The following is a 13,343-nucleotide window of genomic DNA, read 5'->3' as shown; positions in this document are numbered from 1 at the left end:
AGCACGCCTCACCCCTCCACGCCCCAACTGGCACGCACATTGCTAGGCATCTCCCGTAACAAGGGGAAGGGGCGCGATGAAACTCGTCATTGCCATCATCAAGCCGTTCAAGCTGGACGAGGTGCGCGAAGCGCTCACCACGATCGGCGTGGCCGGCATGACGGTCACCGAGGTCAAGGGTTTCGGCCGTCAGAAGGGCCAGACCGAGATCTATCGGGGGGCCGAGTACAGCACCAACATGGTGCCCAAGATCAAGATCGAGGTGGTCTGCGCCGCCAGCCTGTCCGACCGCGTGGTCGAGGCGATCCAGGCATCGGCGAACACCGGCGCGATCGGCGACGGCAAGATCTTCGTGCTCGACGTCGGCCAGGCGGTACGCATTCGTACCGGCGAAACCGACGATTCAGCGCTCTGAGGGGGGACGAAATGAAGCTTGATATGAAGACAGCCGCCGTCTTGGCGCTAGGGTTCGGCGCGGCGATGATCGCCGCCGCCCCCGCCTGGGCACAAGAGGTCGCGGCGCCTGCCGTCGCACCGGTCGTCGCCACCGTGAACAAGGGCGACACCGCCTGGATGATGACCTCGACGGTCCTCGTCCTGATGATGATCCTGCCTGGCCTCGCGCTGTTCTACGGCGGCCTCACGCGGTCGAAGAACATGCTGTCGACCATGACCCAGATCGGCGCGGTCGCTGCGCTCGCGATGCTCGTCTGGGTGATGTGGGGCTACACGCTGGCCTTCGGTCCGGACGTGAGCAACCCGCTGCTCAGCAACTTCATCGGCAGCTTCGACAAGGCGTTCCTGAAGGGCGTCACGCCCGCCTCGCAGGCGGCGACCTTCACCGCCGGCGTCGAGATCCCGGAATACGTCTTCATCTGCTTCCAGATGACCTTCGCCGCGATCACCATCGCGCTGGTCCTGGGCTCGGTCGTCGAGCGCATGAAGTTTTCGGCGGTGATGGTGTTCGGCCTGGTCTGGCTTACCATCGTCTACTTCCCGATCGCGCACATGGTGTGGGCATCGTCGGGCTATTTCTTCAAGGCAGGCGCGCTCGATTTCGCCGGCGGCACGGTGGTCCACATCAACGCCGGCGTCTCGGCGCTGGTCGCGGCACTGATCCTCGGCAAGCGCATCGGCTATCCAAAGGAGCCGATGGCACCGCACTCGCTGGTCATGACCGGCATCGGTACCGGGCTTCTCTGGGTCGGCTGGTTCGGCTTCAATGCAGGCTCGGCGCTCGAGGCGAACGGTTCGGCCGCACTCGCGATGCTCAACACCTTCGTCGCGACCGCGTCGGCCGGCCTGTTCTGGATGCTTGCCGAGAAGCTCTCGGGTCACAAGGGGTCTGCACTGGGCTTCTGCTCGGGCATCGTCGCCGGCCTCGTTGCCGTCACGCCGGCCGCGGGCAACTCAGGTCCGTTCGGCGCGATCATCCTCGGCGCGATCGCCTCGATCGTCTGCTTCATGGCGGTGTCGAAGCTCAAGCCGATGCTCGGTTATGACGACTCGCTCGACGCATTCGGGATCCACGGCATCGGCGGCATGATCGGCGCGATCGGCACCGCGGTGGTCTACGCTCCGTCGCTCGGCGGCCCTGGTCCAGCAGACTATGCGATGGGCGCCAAGCTCTTCGTGCAGTTCCAGGCGGTGATCGTGACGATCATCTGGGCCACGATCGGCACCACGATCGCGATCTACGTCGCCAAGGCCGTCACTGGCCTGCGGGTCTCGCCGGAAGTCGAGCACGAGGGTCTCGATATCGGCGAGCACGGCGAGCGCGCTTATAACTAATCGCCAACACTAATCGGTAGCGGGCCAGTCGAGCCCGCACCCACGACGTTCCTCCTGCGGACAACCTTAGCCCGGTGTGGAAACACACCGGGCCTTTTTTATGTCGATCGAAGTGGTACTTCGATCGAGTTCCAGGAAAGCGGGCTAAACCACTTCGTACGGCACGGCGCCGCGCCGGTCGGGATCGACCCGGATCTCACTGGCGGCCGGCGGAAACGCGCGCTGGTCGCAATCGGTGCGTAGGCAGATGCGGCATGACGTCCCGATCGGCGTCGCGATCCCTCCAGTTCCCAGCGCATCGGCATAGATGAACTCCGACGCGTTCGCCTCCTCGCAGCCCAGCGCCACCGCGTAGCGCCGCGCGGGCCGCGTGTACGTCTCGGACGGCTTCACCAGACCCTTCGCCATCGAAACGTAGCGGATGCCGTCGGTCGTCTCGATCAGCTGCGTCAGGATGCGGTCGGGGATCGCCACGGCCTCGTGAACGATCCAAAGCGGACACGCTCCCCCGAACCGAGCGAACTGCAGCCGCGTGGCGGAATGCCGCTTGGTGATGTTCCCCGCCATATCGACACGGCAGAAGAAGAACGGGATGCCGAGCGCCCCCGGCCGCTGCAACGTCGACAGCCGATGACAAGTCTGCTCGAAGCTAGTCCCGAAGATCCGCCGCAACCGGTCGATGTCATGGCGGACACTCCGAGCCTCGGTGCGGAAACGGGTGTAGGGCATGACGATCGCCCCCGCGGCGTAATTGGTCAGCCCTGCGGTCAGCAGCGCACGCGCGGTTTCCGACGCCATTTCCGACGCCGCGACGATGCTGCCAATGACATCGCCGAACTCGTGCCGCGCGACCTGGTGGGCCAGCGAGAACAGGGTCGTCTCCCCCGGCTGTGATCCGTCCAAGCGCAAGGTCGCGCCGTCGTAATCGCGCAGAGGCGCGGCCAGCGCGCCCGAGATTGCCACGGACACGCCGCGCGCCCCAAGCCGAGCCTCAAGCGCCGCGACCCGGTCCGCCCCTAGCGTCTCGCCGATCTCCTCCGCCCGCCGGTCGAGCGCATCGACATAATTGCCGGCCGCATGAAACCAGTCGCGCACGTCCTCCCACGGCAACAACCCCGGCGCGCCCGATCCCGCCACCAGCCGATCGTCGAGCGCCCGCAACTGCTCCTGCGCGCGGCGGTATGCATCGTGCATCGCGACGAGGCGCTGCGCCAACAGCGGCTGATGCTTTACCGCACGCCGCACCGCCGTCTCGTCGAGTGCGGGCGCCTCGACGCTCGTGTCCGACACAGCCTCCAGCGTTGCGATCAGCAGCGCGGTATCGTCCGCCGCATCGATGCTCCCCCAATCCGCCGGAAACTCGCGCGCGAGCGTGATCAGCACGCCTTCGGTCACCGGCCGGTCGCCATTCTCGATCTGCGAGAGATAGCTGACCGACAGCCCGATCCGCCCGGCCATCGCCGCCTGGCTGATCCCGAGGACGCGACGCAGGTCGCGCAGGCGGTGTCCGACGAAGAGGCGACGTGCGGGCAGGGTCATGCTCCAGCCTAGTTTGCAAACATCTGCCGCACAAGTTTGCAACATTGCATTTGCGCATCGCATCCCGCTCTGTGAAGGCAATCAGCAGGACGGAGAGACGATGTCATCGACGATCGAAGAGCTTGAACGCCGCCGCGAAGCCGCCAGAGTCGGCGGCGGCCTCAAGCGCATCGCAGCGCAGCACGCCAAGGGAAAGCTCACCGCGAGGGAGCGCCTTGACGTGCTGCTGGACGAGGGTTCGTTCGAGGAGCTCGACATGTATGTCGAGCATAATTGCGTCGATTTCGGCATGCAGGACCAGGTCATTCCCGGCGACGGTGTGGTTACGGGTTCGGGCACGATCAACGGCCGCCTCGTCTTCGTCTTCAGCCAGGATTTTACCGTGTTCGGCGGGTCCTTGAGCGAACGCCACGCGCAGAAGATCTGCAAGGTGATGGACAGCGCGATGAAGGTCGGCGCGCCGATCATCGGCCTCAACGACAGCGGCGGCGCGCGCATCCAGGAGGGGGTTGCCTCGCTCGGCGGCTATGCCGAGGTGTTCCAGCGCAACGCGCTCGCGTCGGGCGTCGTGCCGCAGCTTTCGCTCATCATGGGGCCCTGCGCAGGCGGCGCGGTCTACTCCCCCGCAATGACCGACTTCATCTTCATGGTGAAGGATTCGAGCTACATGTTCGTCACCGGCCCCGACGTGGTCAAGACGGTGACCAACGAGGTCGTGACGCAGGAGGCGCTCGGCGGCGCGGTGACGCACACGACCAAGACGTCGGTCGCCGACAACGCGTTCGAGAACGACATCGAGGCTTTGCTCGCAGCGCGCGATTTCTTCGATTTCCTGCCCGCGTCGAACCGTGAGGGCGTGCCAGAGCGCCCGACCGCGGACGAATGGGACCGGATCGAGGAGAGCCTCGACACGCTGATCCCGGCATCCGCGAACCAGCCCTACGACATGCACGAATTGATCCGGAAGACCGTCGACGAAGGCGATTTCTTCGAGACGCAGCCAGCGCACGCCGCCAACATCATCACCGGCTTCGGCCGTATCGAGGGCCGCACGGTCGGCTTCGTCGCGAACCAGCCGATGGTGCTCGCCGGCGTGCTCGACATCAATTCATCGAAGAAGGCGGCGCGGTTCGTCCGCTTCTGCGACGCGTTCGAGATCCCGATCGTGACCTTTGTCGACGTCCCCGGCTTCCTGCCCGGCACCGCGCAGGAGCATAACGGCATCATCAAGCACGGCGCGAAACTGCTGTTCGCCTATGCCGAGGCGACCGTGCCGAAGATCACCGTCATCACGCGGAAAGCGTATGGCGGCGCGTACGACGTGATGGCCTCGAAGCATCTGCGCGGCGACCTGAACTACGCATGGCCGACCGCCGAGATCGCGGTGATGGGGGCGAAGGGCGCGGTCGAGATCATCTTCCGCGGCAAGACGCCGGAAGAGATCGCCGAGCGCACCGCGGAATACGAGGCGCGTTTCGCCAATCCGTTCGTCGCCGCGTCGAAGGGCTTCATCGACGAAGTGATCCAGCCCCACTCGACCCGTCGCCGCATCGCGCTCGGTCTACGGAAACTTCGCGGCAAGAGCCTCGAGAATCCGTGGAAGAAGCATGATAACATCCCGCTGTGACCCCGCCCGTCACGTGGTCCGGCCTGCCTTCCATCACACCAGCGAAAGCTGGCATTTGGCCAGGCGGGAGGCCGGACCGCGTGCTGAAACGCCAGTATCCGCTGGCGTGACGACGTGCCGGGGGACGGAGGTGTAATGCTAGCGTTTCTTCTACTCCTGCAAACCGCAGCGCCAGCCGCCCCCGCCTGGAAACTCGCCGACCGCACCAACGCGGCCGGCGTGCGCAGCATCTCCGCGTCGGTGACCGGCAATGACGGGCTCTCGCGGTTCGTCGTGAAGTGCGACGTCGGCTCCGAACCGATCGTGTCGATCCAGTTCATCCAGCCGCAATCGCTCGGGTCTGGTGCGGACAAGCCCGTCGCGGTGCGCTTCGATGGCGGCCCGGCGTTCACCTATAACTGGCAGTTTCCGGGGACCGGCACCTACGTCACCGATCCCGAGGCGATCACCAAGCTGACCAGTTTCCTGGTCAAGTCGAAGACGGTGCGTGTCGAGACCACCAACGGTGCGAACTTCGCGGTACAGGCGAACTTCGTCGCACCGACCAGCGACGCGATGGTCCGGCAGGTGCTCGGTGTCTGCGGCTACACGCTCGGGGTCGTCCCGCCGCCACCGGCTAAGCCAGCCGCGGAGTCCGAGCAGTGACGCGTTGTATCGCCGCCGTCCGCACATTATCATGTCATGATAAGGAGTCGTGACATGCAGACCGAACGCGTGACGTTTCTGACCTCGCCCGATCACAAGGCGGCGCTCGATGCCTTCGCCGCCAGCAACGGCAAATCCGTGGGCCACGTCCTCCGCGAGGCCTCGACGCGCTATCTTGTCGAAGGCGAGGCGGACGAGGAAGCTGCGCTGGCATTGCTCGTCCGCGAAGTCGAGGCTGCCGTTCCCTTGATGCGCGCCGATATCCGCAACACGATCGCCTCGATCCAGCGCGCCAACGATGCCGTGGACGCGGTCCTCGCCGGTGAGAGACCTAGCGCATGAGCGTCGTCGGCGATGCATTGAAGGCGATGCGCACCGTCCTGCTCATGCAGGAAGACCTGCGGATGATGAAGGACGCCGCGCACGCGCAGAGCGACCGGCTCACGCGGCTTGCCGAAGCACATGGCGCGTTGCGTGACCGGGTCAGCCGGCTCGAGGGAATCATCGAGGGCGCCGCGATGGCGCGCCGGATGCCCGACCAGCCGAGGATCGAGGGATGACGCTGGGTCGGCTCAACCATGTCGGGGTCGCTACGCCGTCGATCGCGAATTCGGTCGAGACGTATCGCCTGCTGCTCGGCGCGACCGCGATCGGCGAACCGTTCGACCTGCCCGCACAGGGCGTAAAGGTGTGCTTCATCGATGCGCCGAACACGCAGATCGAACTGATCGAACCCTATGACGAGAGTTCGCCAATCGCGGGGTTCCTGCGCAAGAACCCGGCGGGCGGGCAGCATCATGTCTGTTTCGAGGTGGCCGACATTCACGCGGCAGTCGCTGACCTGAAGGCGAAGGGCGCGACCGTGCTGGGCGAGCCGCGGATCGGCGCGCATGGTACGCCAATCGTGTTCGTGCACCCGAAGGATTTCGGCGGCATGCTGGTCGAGTTGATGGAGACGCCGGGCGATACCGGCGCGCACTAGGAGAGATATGATGGCCGCGTACGAGCATATCCTGAGCGAGCGGCGCGGCGACGTGCTGGTGCTGACGCTGAACCGGCCCGACCGGCTGAACGCCGCACCGCCGGCGATGTTCGAGGAATTGCGCGTCGCTTTGGGCGAACTGGACGGCGCGCGGGCGGTGCTGATCGCCGGCGCAGGGCGTTCGTTCTGTTCGGGGGCGGATGTCGGCGGCGGGGCACTCGGGTCGGACAATCCGGGCGAGGCGACGTTTGCGGCGCTGACCGGGAGTTATAATCCGACGATGGCGGCGCTCGCCGATCTGTCGGTGCCTGTGGTGAGCGCGGTGCGCGGGCCGGCGGCGGGGATTGGGTGCAGCTTGGCGCTCGCCGCGGATTTTTGTGTGGCCAGCGAGAGCGCGTATTTCCTCCAGGCGTTCGTGAATATCGGGCTAGTGCCCGACGGCGGTGCGTCGTGGATGCTGCCCCGCCTGATCGGCAAGGCGCGCGCTACCGAGATGATGATGCTCGGCGAGCGTGTGCCGGCGGCGAAGGCGCTCGACTGGGGGATGGTGCACAAGGTCGTTTCGGACGATGCACTGGACTTGGAGGCGTTCGCGCTGGCCGAGCGGCTGGCGGCGATGCCGACGATCGCGCTCGGGTTGATGCGGCGGGCTATCACCGCGGCGTACGAGACGGATTACGCGACCGCGATGCAGGCCGAGGCGGCGAACCAGCGCGACGCGCGGGGGTCTACGGATTCGATGGAAGGCGGTCGCGCTTTCCTGGAGAAGCGCAAGCCGGTGTTCACGGGCAAGTGAACCGCTTCTCTTCTCGTTCCCCGGCTAAGGCCGGGGCCCAGGCTCGATGCGCAGCATCGAACGCGCTTTCGCGCGCGATATGTTCGAGGGGCTGGGCCCCGGCCTTCGCCGGGGAATTAGCTAATGACTGACAAACCCGAATCCGCCCCAACTCTAGCCGACTGGCAGGCGCTCGCCGCCAAGGAGGTCAAAGGCGCTGACCTCACCTGGCCGACCCCCGAAGGCATCGACGTCAAGCCGCTCTACACCGCGGAGGACGTCACCACCGACCCCGGCCTCCCCGGCTTCGCCCCCTTCACCCGCGGCGTCCGCGCGTCGATGTACGCCGGTCGCCCCTGGACGATCCGCCAATACGCCGGCTTCTCCACCGCCGAAGCCTCCAACGCCTTCTACCGCCGCAACCTAGCCGCCGGCCAGAAAGGCCTGAGCGTCGCGTTCGATCTCGCCACCCACCGCGGCTACGACTCCGACCACCCCCGAGTCACCGGCGACGTCGGCAAGGCCGGCGTCGCAATCGATTCGGTCGAGGACATGAAGATCCTCTTCGACGGCATCCCGCTCGACAAGATGTCGGTCAGCATGACGATGAACGGCGCAGTGATCCCGATCCTGGCTTTCTTCATCGTCGCCGGCGAGGAGCAGGGCGTCGCGCGGCACCTGCTCGACGGGACCATCCAGAACGACATCCTCAAGGAGTTCATGGTCCGCAACACCTACATCTATCCGCCCGAGCCGAGCATGCGGATCATCTCGGACATCTTCGGCTACACCAGCCGCGAGATGCCCAAGTTCAACAGCATCTCGATCAGCGGCTATCACATGCAGGAAGCGGGAGCGACGCAGCTCCACGAGCTCGCCTTCACGATCGCCGACGGCATGGAATATGTGAAATACGGCGTCGCGTCCGGGCTCGACATCGACAAGTTCGCTGGCCGCCTGAGCTTCTTCTTCGCGATCGGCATGAACTTCTTCATGGAGATCGCCAAGCTCCGCGCCGCCCGCGTCCTCTGGCACCGCGCGATGACGCAATTGGGCGCGCAGGACGAGCGCTCGAAGATGCTCCGCACGCACTGCCAGACGTCGGGCGTCTCGCTCACCGAGCAGGATCCGTACAACAACGTCATGCGGACGACGATCGAGGCGATGGCGGCGATGCTCGGCGGCACGCAGTCGCTCCACACCAACGCGCTCGACGAGGCGATCGCGCTGCCGACCGACTTCTCGGCACGGATCGCCCGCAATACGCAGATCGTGATCCAGGAAGAGACGGGGATGACCAAGGTCGTCGATCCGCTCGGTGGCAGCTATTATATCGAGAGCCTGACGCAATCGCTGGTCGACGGCGCCTGGACGCTGATCGAGCGGATCCAGTCCGAAGGGGGCATGGCGAAGGCGGTCGCGGCGGGCTGGCCCAAGGCGATGATCGAGGAAGCCGCCGCTGGACGCCAGGCGCGCGTCGATCGCGGCGAGGACGTCATCGTCGGCGTGAACAAGTACAAGCTCGCCGAACAGGATGCGATCGAGATCCTCGACGTCGATAACGTCGCGGTCCGGGCAGGCCAGATCGAACGCATCAATCGGGTAAAGGCCAACCGCGACGAAGCCGCGTGTCGTGCTGCCCTGGATGCCCTCCGCGAAGGCGCGCGAATTCCTCCCCGGAACGGGGAGGGGGACCAGCCAACGGCTGGTGGAGGGGGCGCTCCACAAACGGATACGTCCGCGGAAGCCCCCCTCCGTCAGCCTGCGGCCGACACCTCCACGGATCGGGGAGGATCAGAAACCAACCTCCTCGCGCTCGCCGTCGAGTGCGCCCGAGCCCGCGCCACGCTCGGCGAAATCTCCTCGGCGATGGAGGACGTATTCGGCCGCTACGGCACGCAACCGACCCCCGTCTCCGGCATCTACGGCGGGGCGTACGAGGACGATGCCCGCTGGACCCGCCTCACCGACGGCGTTGAGGCCACCGAGCGCCGCCTCGGCCGCAAACCCCGCATGCTCGTCGCCAAGATGGGCCAGGACGGACACGACCGCGGCGCCAACCTCGTCTCCTCGATGTTCGGCGACCTCGGCTTCGAGATCGTCCCCGGCCCCCTCTTCCAGACCCCCTCCGAAGCCGCCGCGCTAGCACTCGCCAAGGACGTCGACATCGTCGGCGCCTCGAGCCTCGCGGCCGGCCACAAGACGCTGATCCCCGAACTGATCGGCCACCTCCGCGAGGCCGGCCGCGCGGATATCAAGGTGATCGCAGGTGGCGTTATCCCCGCACAGGACTATCAGGCCCTGCGCGATGCCGGGGTGCAGGCCATCTTCGGCCCCGGCACCAATCTGATCCAGGCCGCCGAGGACGTGTTGAAACTCCTCGGCCACAATATGGGCCCCCAAGAGGAAGCCGCCGAATGACCGATACCCTTCTCCGTACCCTCGCACATGCAGTGGCTCCGAGCGCAGTGCGCGATGCTCCGGTTGCCCGTACCGACTGGGCCCGCCCCGAAATCGCGGCGCTGTTCGACCTCCCGTTCGACGAACTCATGTACCGCGCGCAGACCGTCCACCGCGCGCACCACGCGATCGGCGAGGTCCAGCTCTGCACATTGTTGTCGATCAAGACCGGCGGCTGCCCCGAGGATTGCGGCTATTGCTCGCAGTCCGCCTCGTCCGACAGCGGCCTCAAGGCAGAGAAGCTGATGGACGTCGACGCCGTCCTCGCCGACGCCGCGCAGGCCAAGGCCGCCGGCTCGCAGCGTTTCTGCATGGGCGCCGCATGGCGCAACCCGAAGCCGCGCGACATGCCGAAGGTGGTGGCCATGGTCGAGGGCGTCCGCGCGATGGGGCTCGAGACGTGCATGACGCTCGGCATGCTCGACGCGCAGCAGGCGAAGCAGCTCGCCGACGCGGGCCTCGATTACTACAACCACAACATCGACACCTCGCCAGAGAATTACGGCAACGTCATCACCACGCGCACCTTCGGCGATCGGCTGGAGACGCTGGCGAACGTGCGCGATGCAGGCATCTCGGTCTGCTGCGGCGGGATCGTCGGGATGGGCGAGACGCGCAGCGACCGCGTCGGCTTCGTCCACGCGCTCGCCACGTTGCCGCGCCACCCGGAGAGCGTCCCCGTCAACGCGCTGGTCCCGGTCAAGGGCACGCCGCTCGGCGACATGCTCGCCGGTACGCCGATGGCACAGATCGACGACATCGAGTTCGTCCGGACGGTCGCCGTCGCGCGCATTACGATGCCGCTGAGCATGGTGCGGTTGTCGGCCGGGCGCGAGAGCATGTCCGAGGCAACTCAGGCGCTCTGCTTCATGGCCGGCGCGAACTCGATCTTCACCGGCGACAAGCTGCTGACCACCGGCAACGCCGGCGACAGCGCAGACGCGACGCTGCTGGCGAAGCTGGGGATGAAGCCGATGGTCGGCCCCGAACCGATGCGGGTTGGCTGAGTGAAGCGCCGCCTTGCCGTACTTGTCGCGCTATTGGTCACTTGGTCCTGTTACGGATTAGTTGTGCTTACCATGGCCGATCAAGAGGCCGGGCGGTGCCATCAGTACGGCAGCTTAGCTGCAGAGTGCTCTGCGCCGTTCATGCTCTTCTTCGGCGGAGTCTCTTTTCTATTCGTATGTGCAACTCTCGCGCTGGTTTTCTTCGCCACCCGCTGGCCTTCAAATCCGGGTAAAAACTGATGTTCAAGAAGATCCTGGTCGCCAATCGGGGCGAGATCGCGTGTCGGGTCATGCGGACCGCCAAGGCGATGGGCATCAAGACCGTCGCGGTCTATTCCGATGCCGACGCGCGCGCGCCGCATGTGCTGATGGCCGACGAGTCGGTGCGGCTCGGGCCGGCACCCGCTGCCGAGAGCTATCTCAAGGCCGAGCTGATCCTGCTCGCGGCCAAGGAAACCGGCGCGGACTGTATCCATCCGGGCTACGGCTTCCTCTCCGAACGCGAGAGTTTCGCGCTCGCCTGCGCCGAGGCCGGGATCGCGTTCGTCGGCCCGCCGCCGAAAGCCATCGCCGCGATGGGCGACAAGATCGAATCGAAGAAGCTCGCCAAGGCCGCGGGCGTCAACGTCGTGCCGGGCTATCTCGGCGAGATCGACAGCACCGATCACGCGGTCGAGATCGCTGGCGGCATCGGCTATCCGGTGATGATGAAGGCATCGGCCGGCGGCGGCGGCAAGGGCATGCGGCTCGCCTACAGCGAACAGGACGTCCGCGAAGGCTTCGAGGCGACCAAGCGCGAGGGGCTGGCGAGCTTCGGCGACGACCGCGTGTTCATCGAGAAGTTCATCGAATCGCCCCGCCACATCGAGATCCAGCTGATCGGCGACCAGCATGGCAACATCGTCTATCTCAACGAGCGCGAATGCTCGATCCAGCGCCGCCACCAGAAGGTCGTCGAGGAGGCGCCGTCGCCGTTCGTGACGCCGAAGATGCGCAAGGCCATGGGCGAGCAGGCGGTCGCGCTGGCGCAGGCGGTTGGGTATTATTCGGCGGGTACGGTCGAGCTGATCGTGTCGGGCGCGGACACGACGGGGGAGGGGTTCTACTTCCTCGAAATGAACACCCGGCTCCAGGTCGAGCATCCGGTGACCGAGGAGATCACCGGGCTCGATCTGGTCGAGCTGATGATCCGCGTCGCGGCCGGCGAGCCGCTCGGGTTCGGGCAGGACGAGGTGAAGTTGAACGGCTGGTCGATCGAGAACCGGGTGTACGCCGAAGACCCGTATCGCGGGTTCCTGCCGAGCATAGGTCGGCTCGTCCGGTACAATCCGCCCGAAACTTCCCCCCTCCCGCAAGCGGGAGGGGCCGGGGGTGGGCACGCGCTCTCCTCCACCGAAACGGCGGCATTCGAGGATAGCGCGAGCCCACCCCCCAACCCCCTCCCGCAAGCGGGCGGGGGAGAAGCAAGAGTCCGCGTCGACGACGGCGTCCGCGAGGGCGGCGAGGTCAGCATGTTCTACGACCCGATGATCGCCAAGCTCATCACCTGGGCCCCCACCCGCGACGGCGCGATCGCCGCACAGATCGCCGCACTCGACGCGTTCGAGCTCGAAGGCCCCGGCAACAACATCGATTTCCTTTCGGCGATCATGCAGCACCCACGCTTCCAGTCGGGCGCACTCACGACCGGGTTCATCGCCGAGGAATATCCCGACGGCTTCCACGGCGCCCCCGCCGACGCCGAACTGCTGAAGACGCTCGCCGCCGTCGCCGCCTTCGCCGCCACTGCGGAGGCCGACCGCGCCCGCCGCATCGACGGCCAGCTCGGCAAGCGCCTGCGCCCGCCCGCCGGTTGGGTGGTGACGATCGACAAGACCGACCACGCCGTGACGGTCTCGACCGATGGCATCATGGTCGATGGCGAGGACCTCGACCTGGCGCTCGAATACACGCCAGGCGACCGGATGGTGGTAGCGGACGGCCACGGCGCAGACGGCGATGAACACCTCACGATCCGCATCGCCAAGGTCCGCGCCGGCTTCAAGCTCACGACACGCGGCGCGAGCCATGTCGCGCGCGTGCTGCCGGCTCGCGTCGCGCCCTACACGGCGCACATGATCGAGAAGATCGCGCCCGATCTGTCGAAGTTCCTGATCTGCCCGATGCCGGGGCTGCTGGTGCGGCTCGATGTCGCGGCGGGCGACAAGGTGGAGGCGGGGCAGCCGCTGGCCGTGGTCGAGGCGATGAAGATGGAGAACATCCTGCGCGCCGAGAAGACGGGCACGGTGAAGTCGGTTGCGGCGAAGACCGGAGATAGCCTGGCGGTCGATCAGGTGATCCTCGAACTGGATTGAGCGGGCTCCGTCCAGCTCCAACTCCTGTCCCCGCCCCGTCATGCCGGACTCGTTCCGGCATCCACCGTTCCTCACATCCGATAGAACCGAGTATGCGGAACGGTGGGCCCCGGCCTCCGCCGGGGTGACGGAGAGGGTGGGGGCGCGCGTTCCTCGTAGCAAC

The 13,343-nt window shown here is 66.3% G+C and carries 12 protein-coding genes; 11 read left to right on the top strand and 1 reads right to left on the bottom strand.

From position 1 onward, the window contains the following. Positions 1-76 precede the first annotated feature (76 nt). Together AC1MLZ_RS10595 and AC1MLZ_RS10590 are read left to right on the top strand one after the other, a co-directional pair. Positions 77-415 (top strand): P-II family nitrogen regulator, encoded by a 339-nt coding sequence (locus AC1MLZ_RS10595; protein ID WP_056053652.1) that lies wholly within the window; start codon positions 77-79, stop codon positions 413-415. A gap of 23 nt (positions 416-438) precedes the next feature. Then, positions 439-1,791, top strand: coding sequence for an ammonium transporter (locus tag AC1MLZ_RS10590; RefSeq protein ID WP_480958416.1), 1,353 nt, complete (start codon positions 439-441; stop codon positions 1,789-1,791). Between the two features lie 144 nt (positions 1,792-1,935). Here the strand turns inward: AC1MLZ_RS10590 and AC1MLZ_RS10585 are convergent, their stop codons facing one another. Continuing rightward, a complete protein-coding gene (locus AC1MLZ_RS10585) occupies positions 1,936-3,330 on the bottom strand; it encodes a helix-turn-helix domain-containing protein (protein WP_480958415.1) in 1,395 nt (464 codons plus the stop codon). Positions 3,331-3,430: 100 nt separating this feature from the next. Between AC1MLZ_RS10585 and AC1MLZ_RS10580 the strand changes: the two genes are divergently transcribed. From AC1MLZ_RS10580 to AC1MLZ_RS10540, 9 genes are all read left to right on the top strand, one after another. Then, the gene (locus AC1MLZ_RS10580; protein WP_093400482.1) at positions 3,431-4,957 is read left to right on the top strand and encodes an acyl-CoA carboxylase subunit beta; all 1,527 of its coding nucleotides are present in this window, start codon (positions 3,431-3,433) and stop codon (positions 4,955-4,957) included. A gap of 135 nt (positions 4,958-5,092) precedes the next feature. Further along, positions 5,093-5,602 (top strand): hypothetical protein, encoded by a 510-nt coding sequence (locus AC1MLZ_RS10575; RefSeq protein ID WP_480958414.1) that lies wholly within the window; start codon positions 5,093-5,095, stop codon positions 5,600-5,602. Between the two features lie 54 nt (positions 5,603-5,656). Beyond that, on the top strand, positions 5,657-5,944 hold the full coding sequence (locus tag AC1MLZ_RS10570) for a hypothetical protein (protein ID WP_480958413.1): 288 nt from the start codon (positions 5,657-5,659) through the stop codon (positions 5,942-5,944). Beyond that, positions 5,941-6,162 (top strand): hypothetical protein, encoded by a 222-nt coding sequence (locus AC1MLZ_RS10565; protein ID WP_480958412.1) that lies wholly within the window; start codon positions 5,941-5,943, stop codon positions 6,160-6,162. Before AC1MLZ_RS10570 ends, AC1MLZ_RS10565 begins: the two co-directional genes overlap by 4 nt. Beyond that, the gene (gene mce / locus AC1MLZ_RS10560; RefSeq protein ID WP_480958411.1) at positions 6,159-6,584 is read left to right on the top strand and encodes a methylmalonyl-CoA epimerase; all 426 of its coding nucleotides are present in this window, start codon (positions 6,159-6,161) and stop codon (positions 6,582-6,584) included. The genes AC1MLZ_RS10565 and mce overlap by 4 nt, the downstream gene beginning before the upstream one ends. 7 nt (positions 6,585-6,591) lie before the next feature. Next, the gene (locus tag AC1MLZ_RS10555; RefSeq protein ID WP_480958410.1) at positions 6,592-7,380 is read left to right on the top strand and encodes an enoyl-CoA hydratase-related protein; all 789 of its coding nucleotides are present in this window, start codon (positions 6,592-6,594) and stop codon (positions 7,378-7,380) included. 123 nt (positions 7,381-7,503) lie between these two features. After that, positions 7,504-9,780 (top strand): methylmalonyl-CoA mutase, encoded by a 2,277-nt coding sequence (gene scpA, locus AC1MLZ_RS10550; RefSeq protein WP_480958409.1) that lies wholly within the window; start codon positions 7,504-7,506, stop codon positions 9,778-9,780. Further along, the gene (gene bioB, locus AC1MLZ_RS10545; protein ID WP_480958408.1) at positions 9,777-10,826 is read left to right on the top strand and encodes a biotin synthase BioB; all 1,050 of its coding nucleotides are present in this window, start codon (positions 9,777-9,779) and stop codon (positions 10,824-10,826) included. The genes scpA and bioB overlap by 4 nt, the downstream gene beginning before the upstream one ends. A gap of 239 nt (positions 10,827-11,065) precedes the next feature. Next, entirely contained in the window at positions 11,066-13,180 is a 2,115-nt protein-coding gene (locus AC1MLZ_RS10540) for an ATP-binding protein (RefSeq protein ID WP_480958407.1), read from the top strand. Positions 13,181-13,343 lie beyond the last annotated feature (163 nt).

Source organism: Sphingomonas sp. PEI4 (assembly GCF_056679955.1).
The sequence above is the reverse complement of the archived record's forward strand: the minus strand, read 5'-3'. Positions and strand labels throughout refer to the sequence as shown.

What these genes read in the sequence shown, in the direction of transcription:
- AC1MLZ_RS10570 (WP_480958413.1), top strand. Translation starts at nt 5,657, where the DNA reads ATGCAGACCGAACGCGTGACGTTTCTGACCTCGCCCGATCACAAGGCG.
- mce (WP_480958411.1), top strand. Translation starts at nt 6,159, where the DNA reads ATGACGCTGGGTCGGCTCAACCATGTCGGGGTCGCTACGCCGTCGATC.
- AC1MLZ_RS10575 (WP_480958414.1), top strand. Translation starts at nt 5,093, where the DNA reads ATGCTAGCGTTTCTTCTACTCCTGCAAACCGCAGCGCCAGCCGCCCCC.
- AC1MLZ_RS10590 (WP_480958416.1), top strand. Translation starts at nt 439, where the DNA reads ATGAAGACAGCCGCCGTCTTGGCGCTAGGGTTCGGCGCGGCGATGATC.
- AC1MLZ_RS10580 (WP_093400482.1), top strand. Translation starts at nt 3,431, where the DNA reads ATGTCATCGACGATCGAAGAGCTTGAACGCCGCCGCGAAGCCGCCAGA.
- bioB (WP_480958408.1), top strand. Translation starts at nt 9,777, where the DNA reads ATGACCGATACCCTTCTCCGTACCCTCGCACATGCAGTGGCTCCGAGC.
- AC1MLZ_RS10540 (WP_480958407.1), top strand. Translation starts at nt 11,066, where the DNA reads ATGTTCAAGAAGATCCTGGTCGCCAATCGGGGCGAGATCGCGTGTCGG.
- AC1MLZ_RS10595 (WP_056053652.1), top strand. Translation starts at nt 77, where the DNA reads ATGAAACTCGTCATTGCCATCATCAAGCCGTTCAAGCTGGACGAGGTG.
- scpA (WP_480958409.1), top strand. Translation starts at nt 7,504, where the DNA reads ATGACTGACAAACCCGAATCCGCCCCAACTCTAGCCGACTGGCAGGCG.
- AC1MLZ_RS10565 (WP_480958412.1), top strand. Translation starts at nt 5,941, where the DNA reads ATGAGCGTCGTCGGCGATGCATTGAAGGCGATGCGCACCGTCCTGCTC.
- AC1MLZ_RS10585 (WP_480958415.1), bottom strand. Translation starts at nt 3,330, where the DNA reads ATGACCCTGCCCGCACGTCGCCTCTTCGTCGGACACCGCCTGCGCGAC.
- AC1MLZ_RS10555 (WP_480958410.1), top strand. Translation starts at nt 6,592, where the DNA reads ATGATGGCCGCGTACGAGCATATCCTGAGCGAGCGGCGCGGCGACGTG.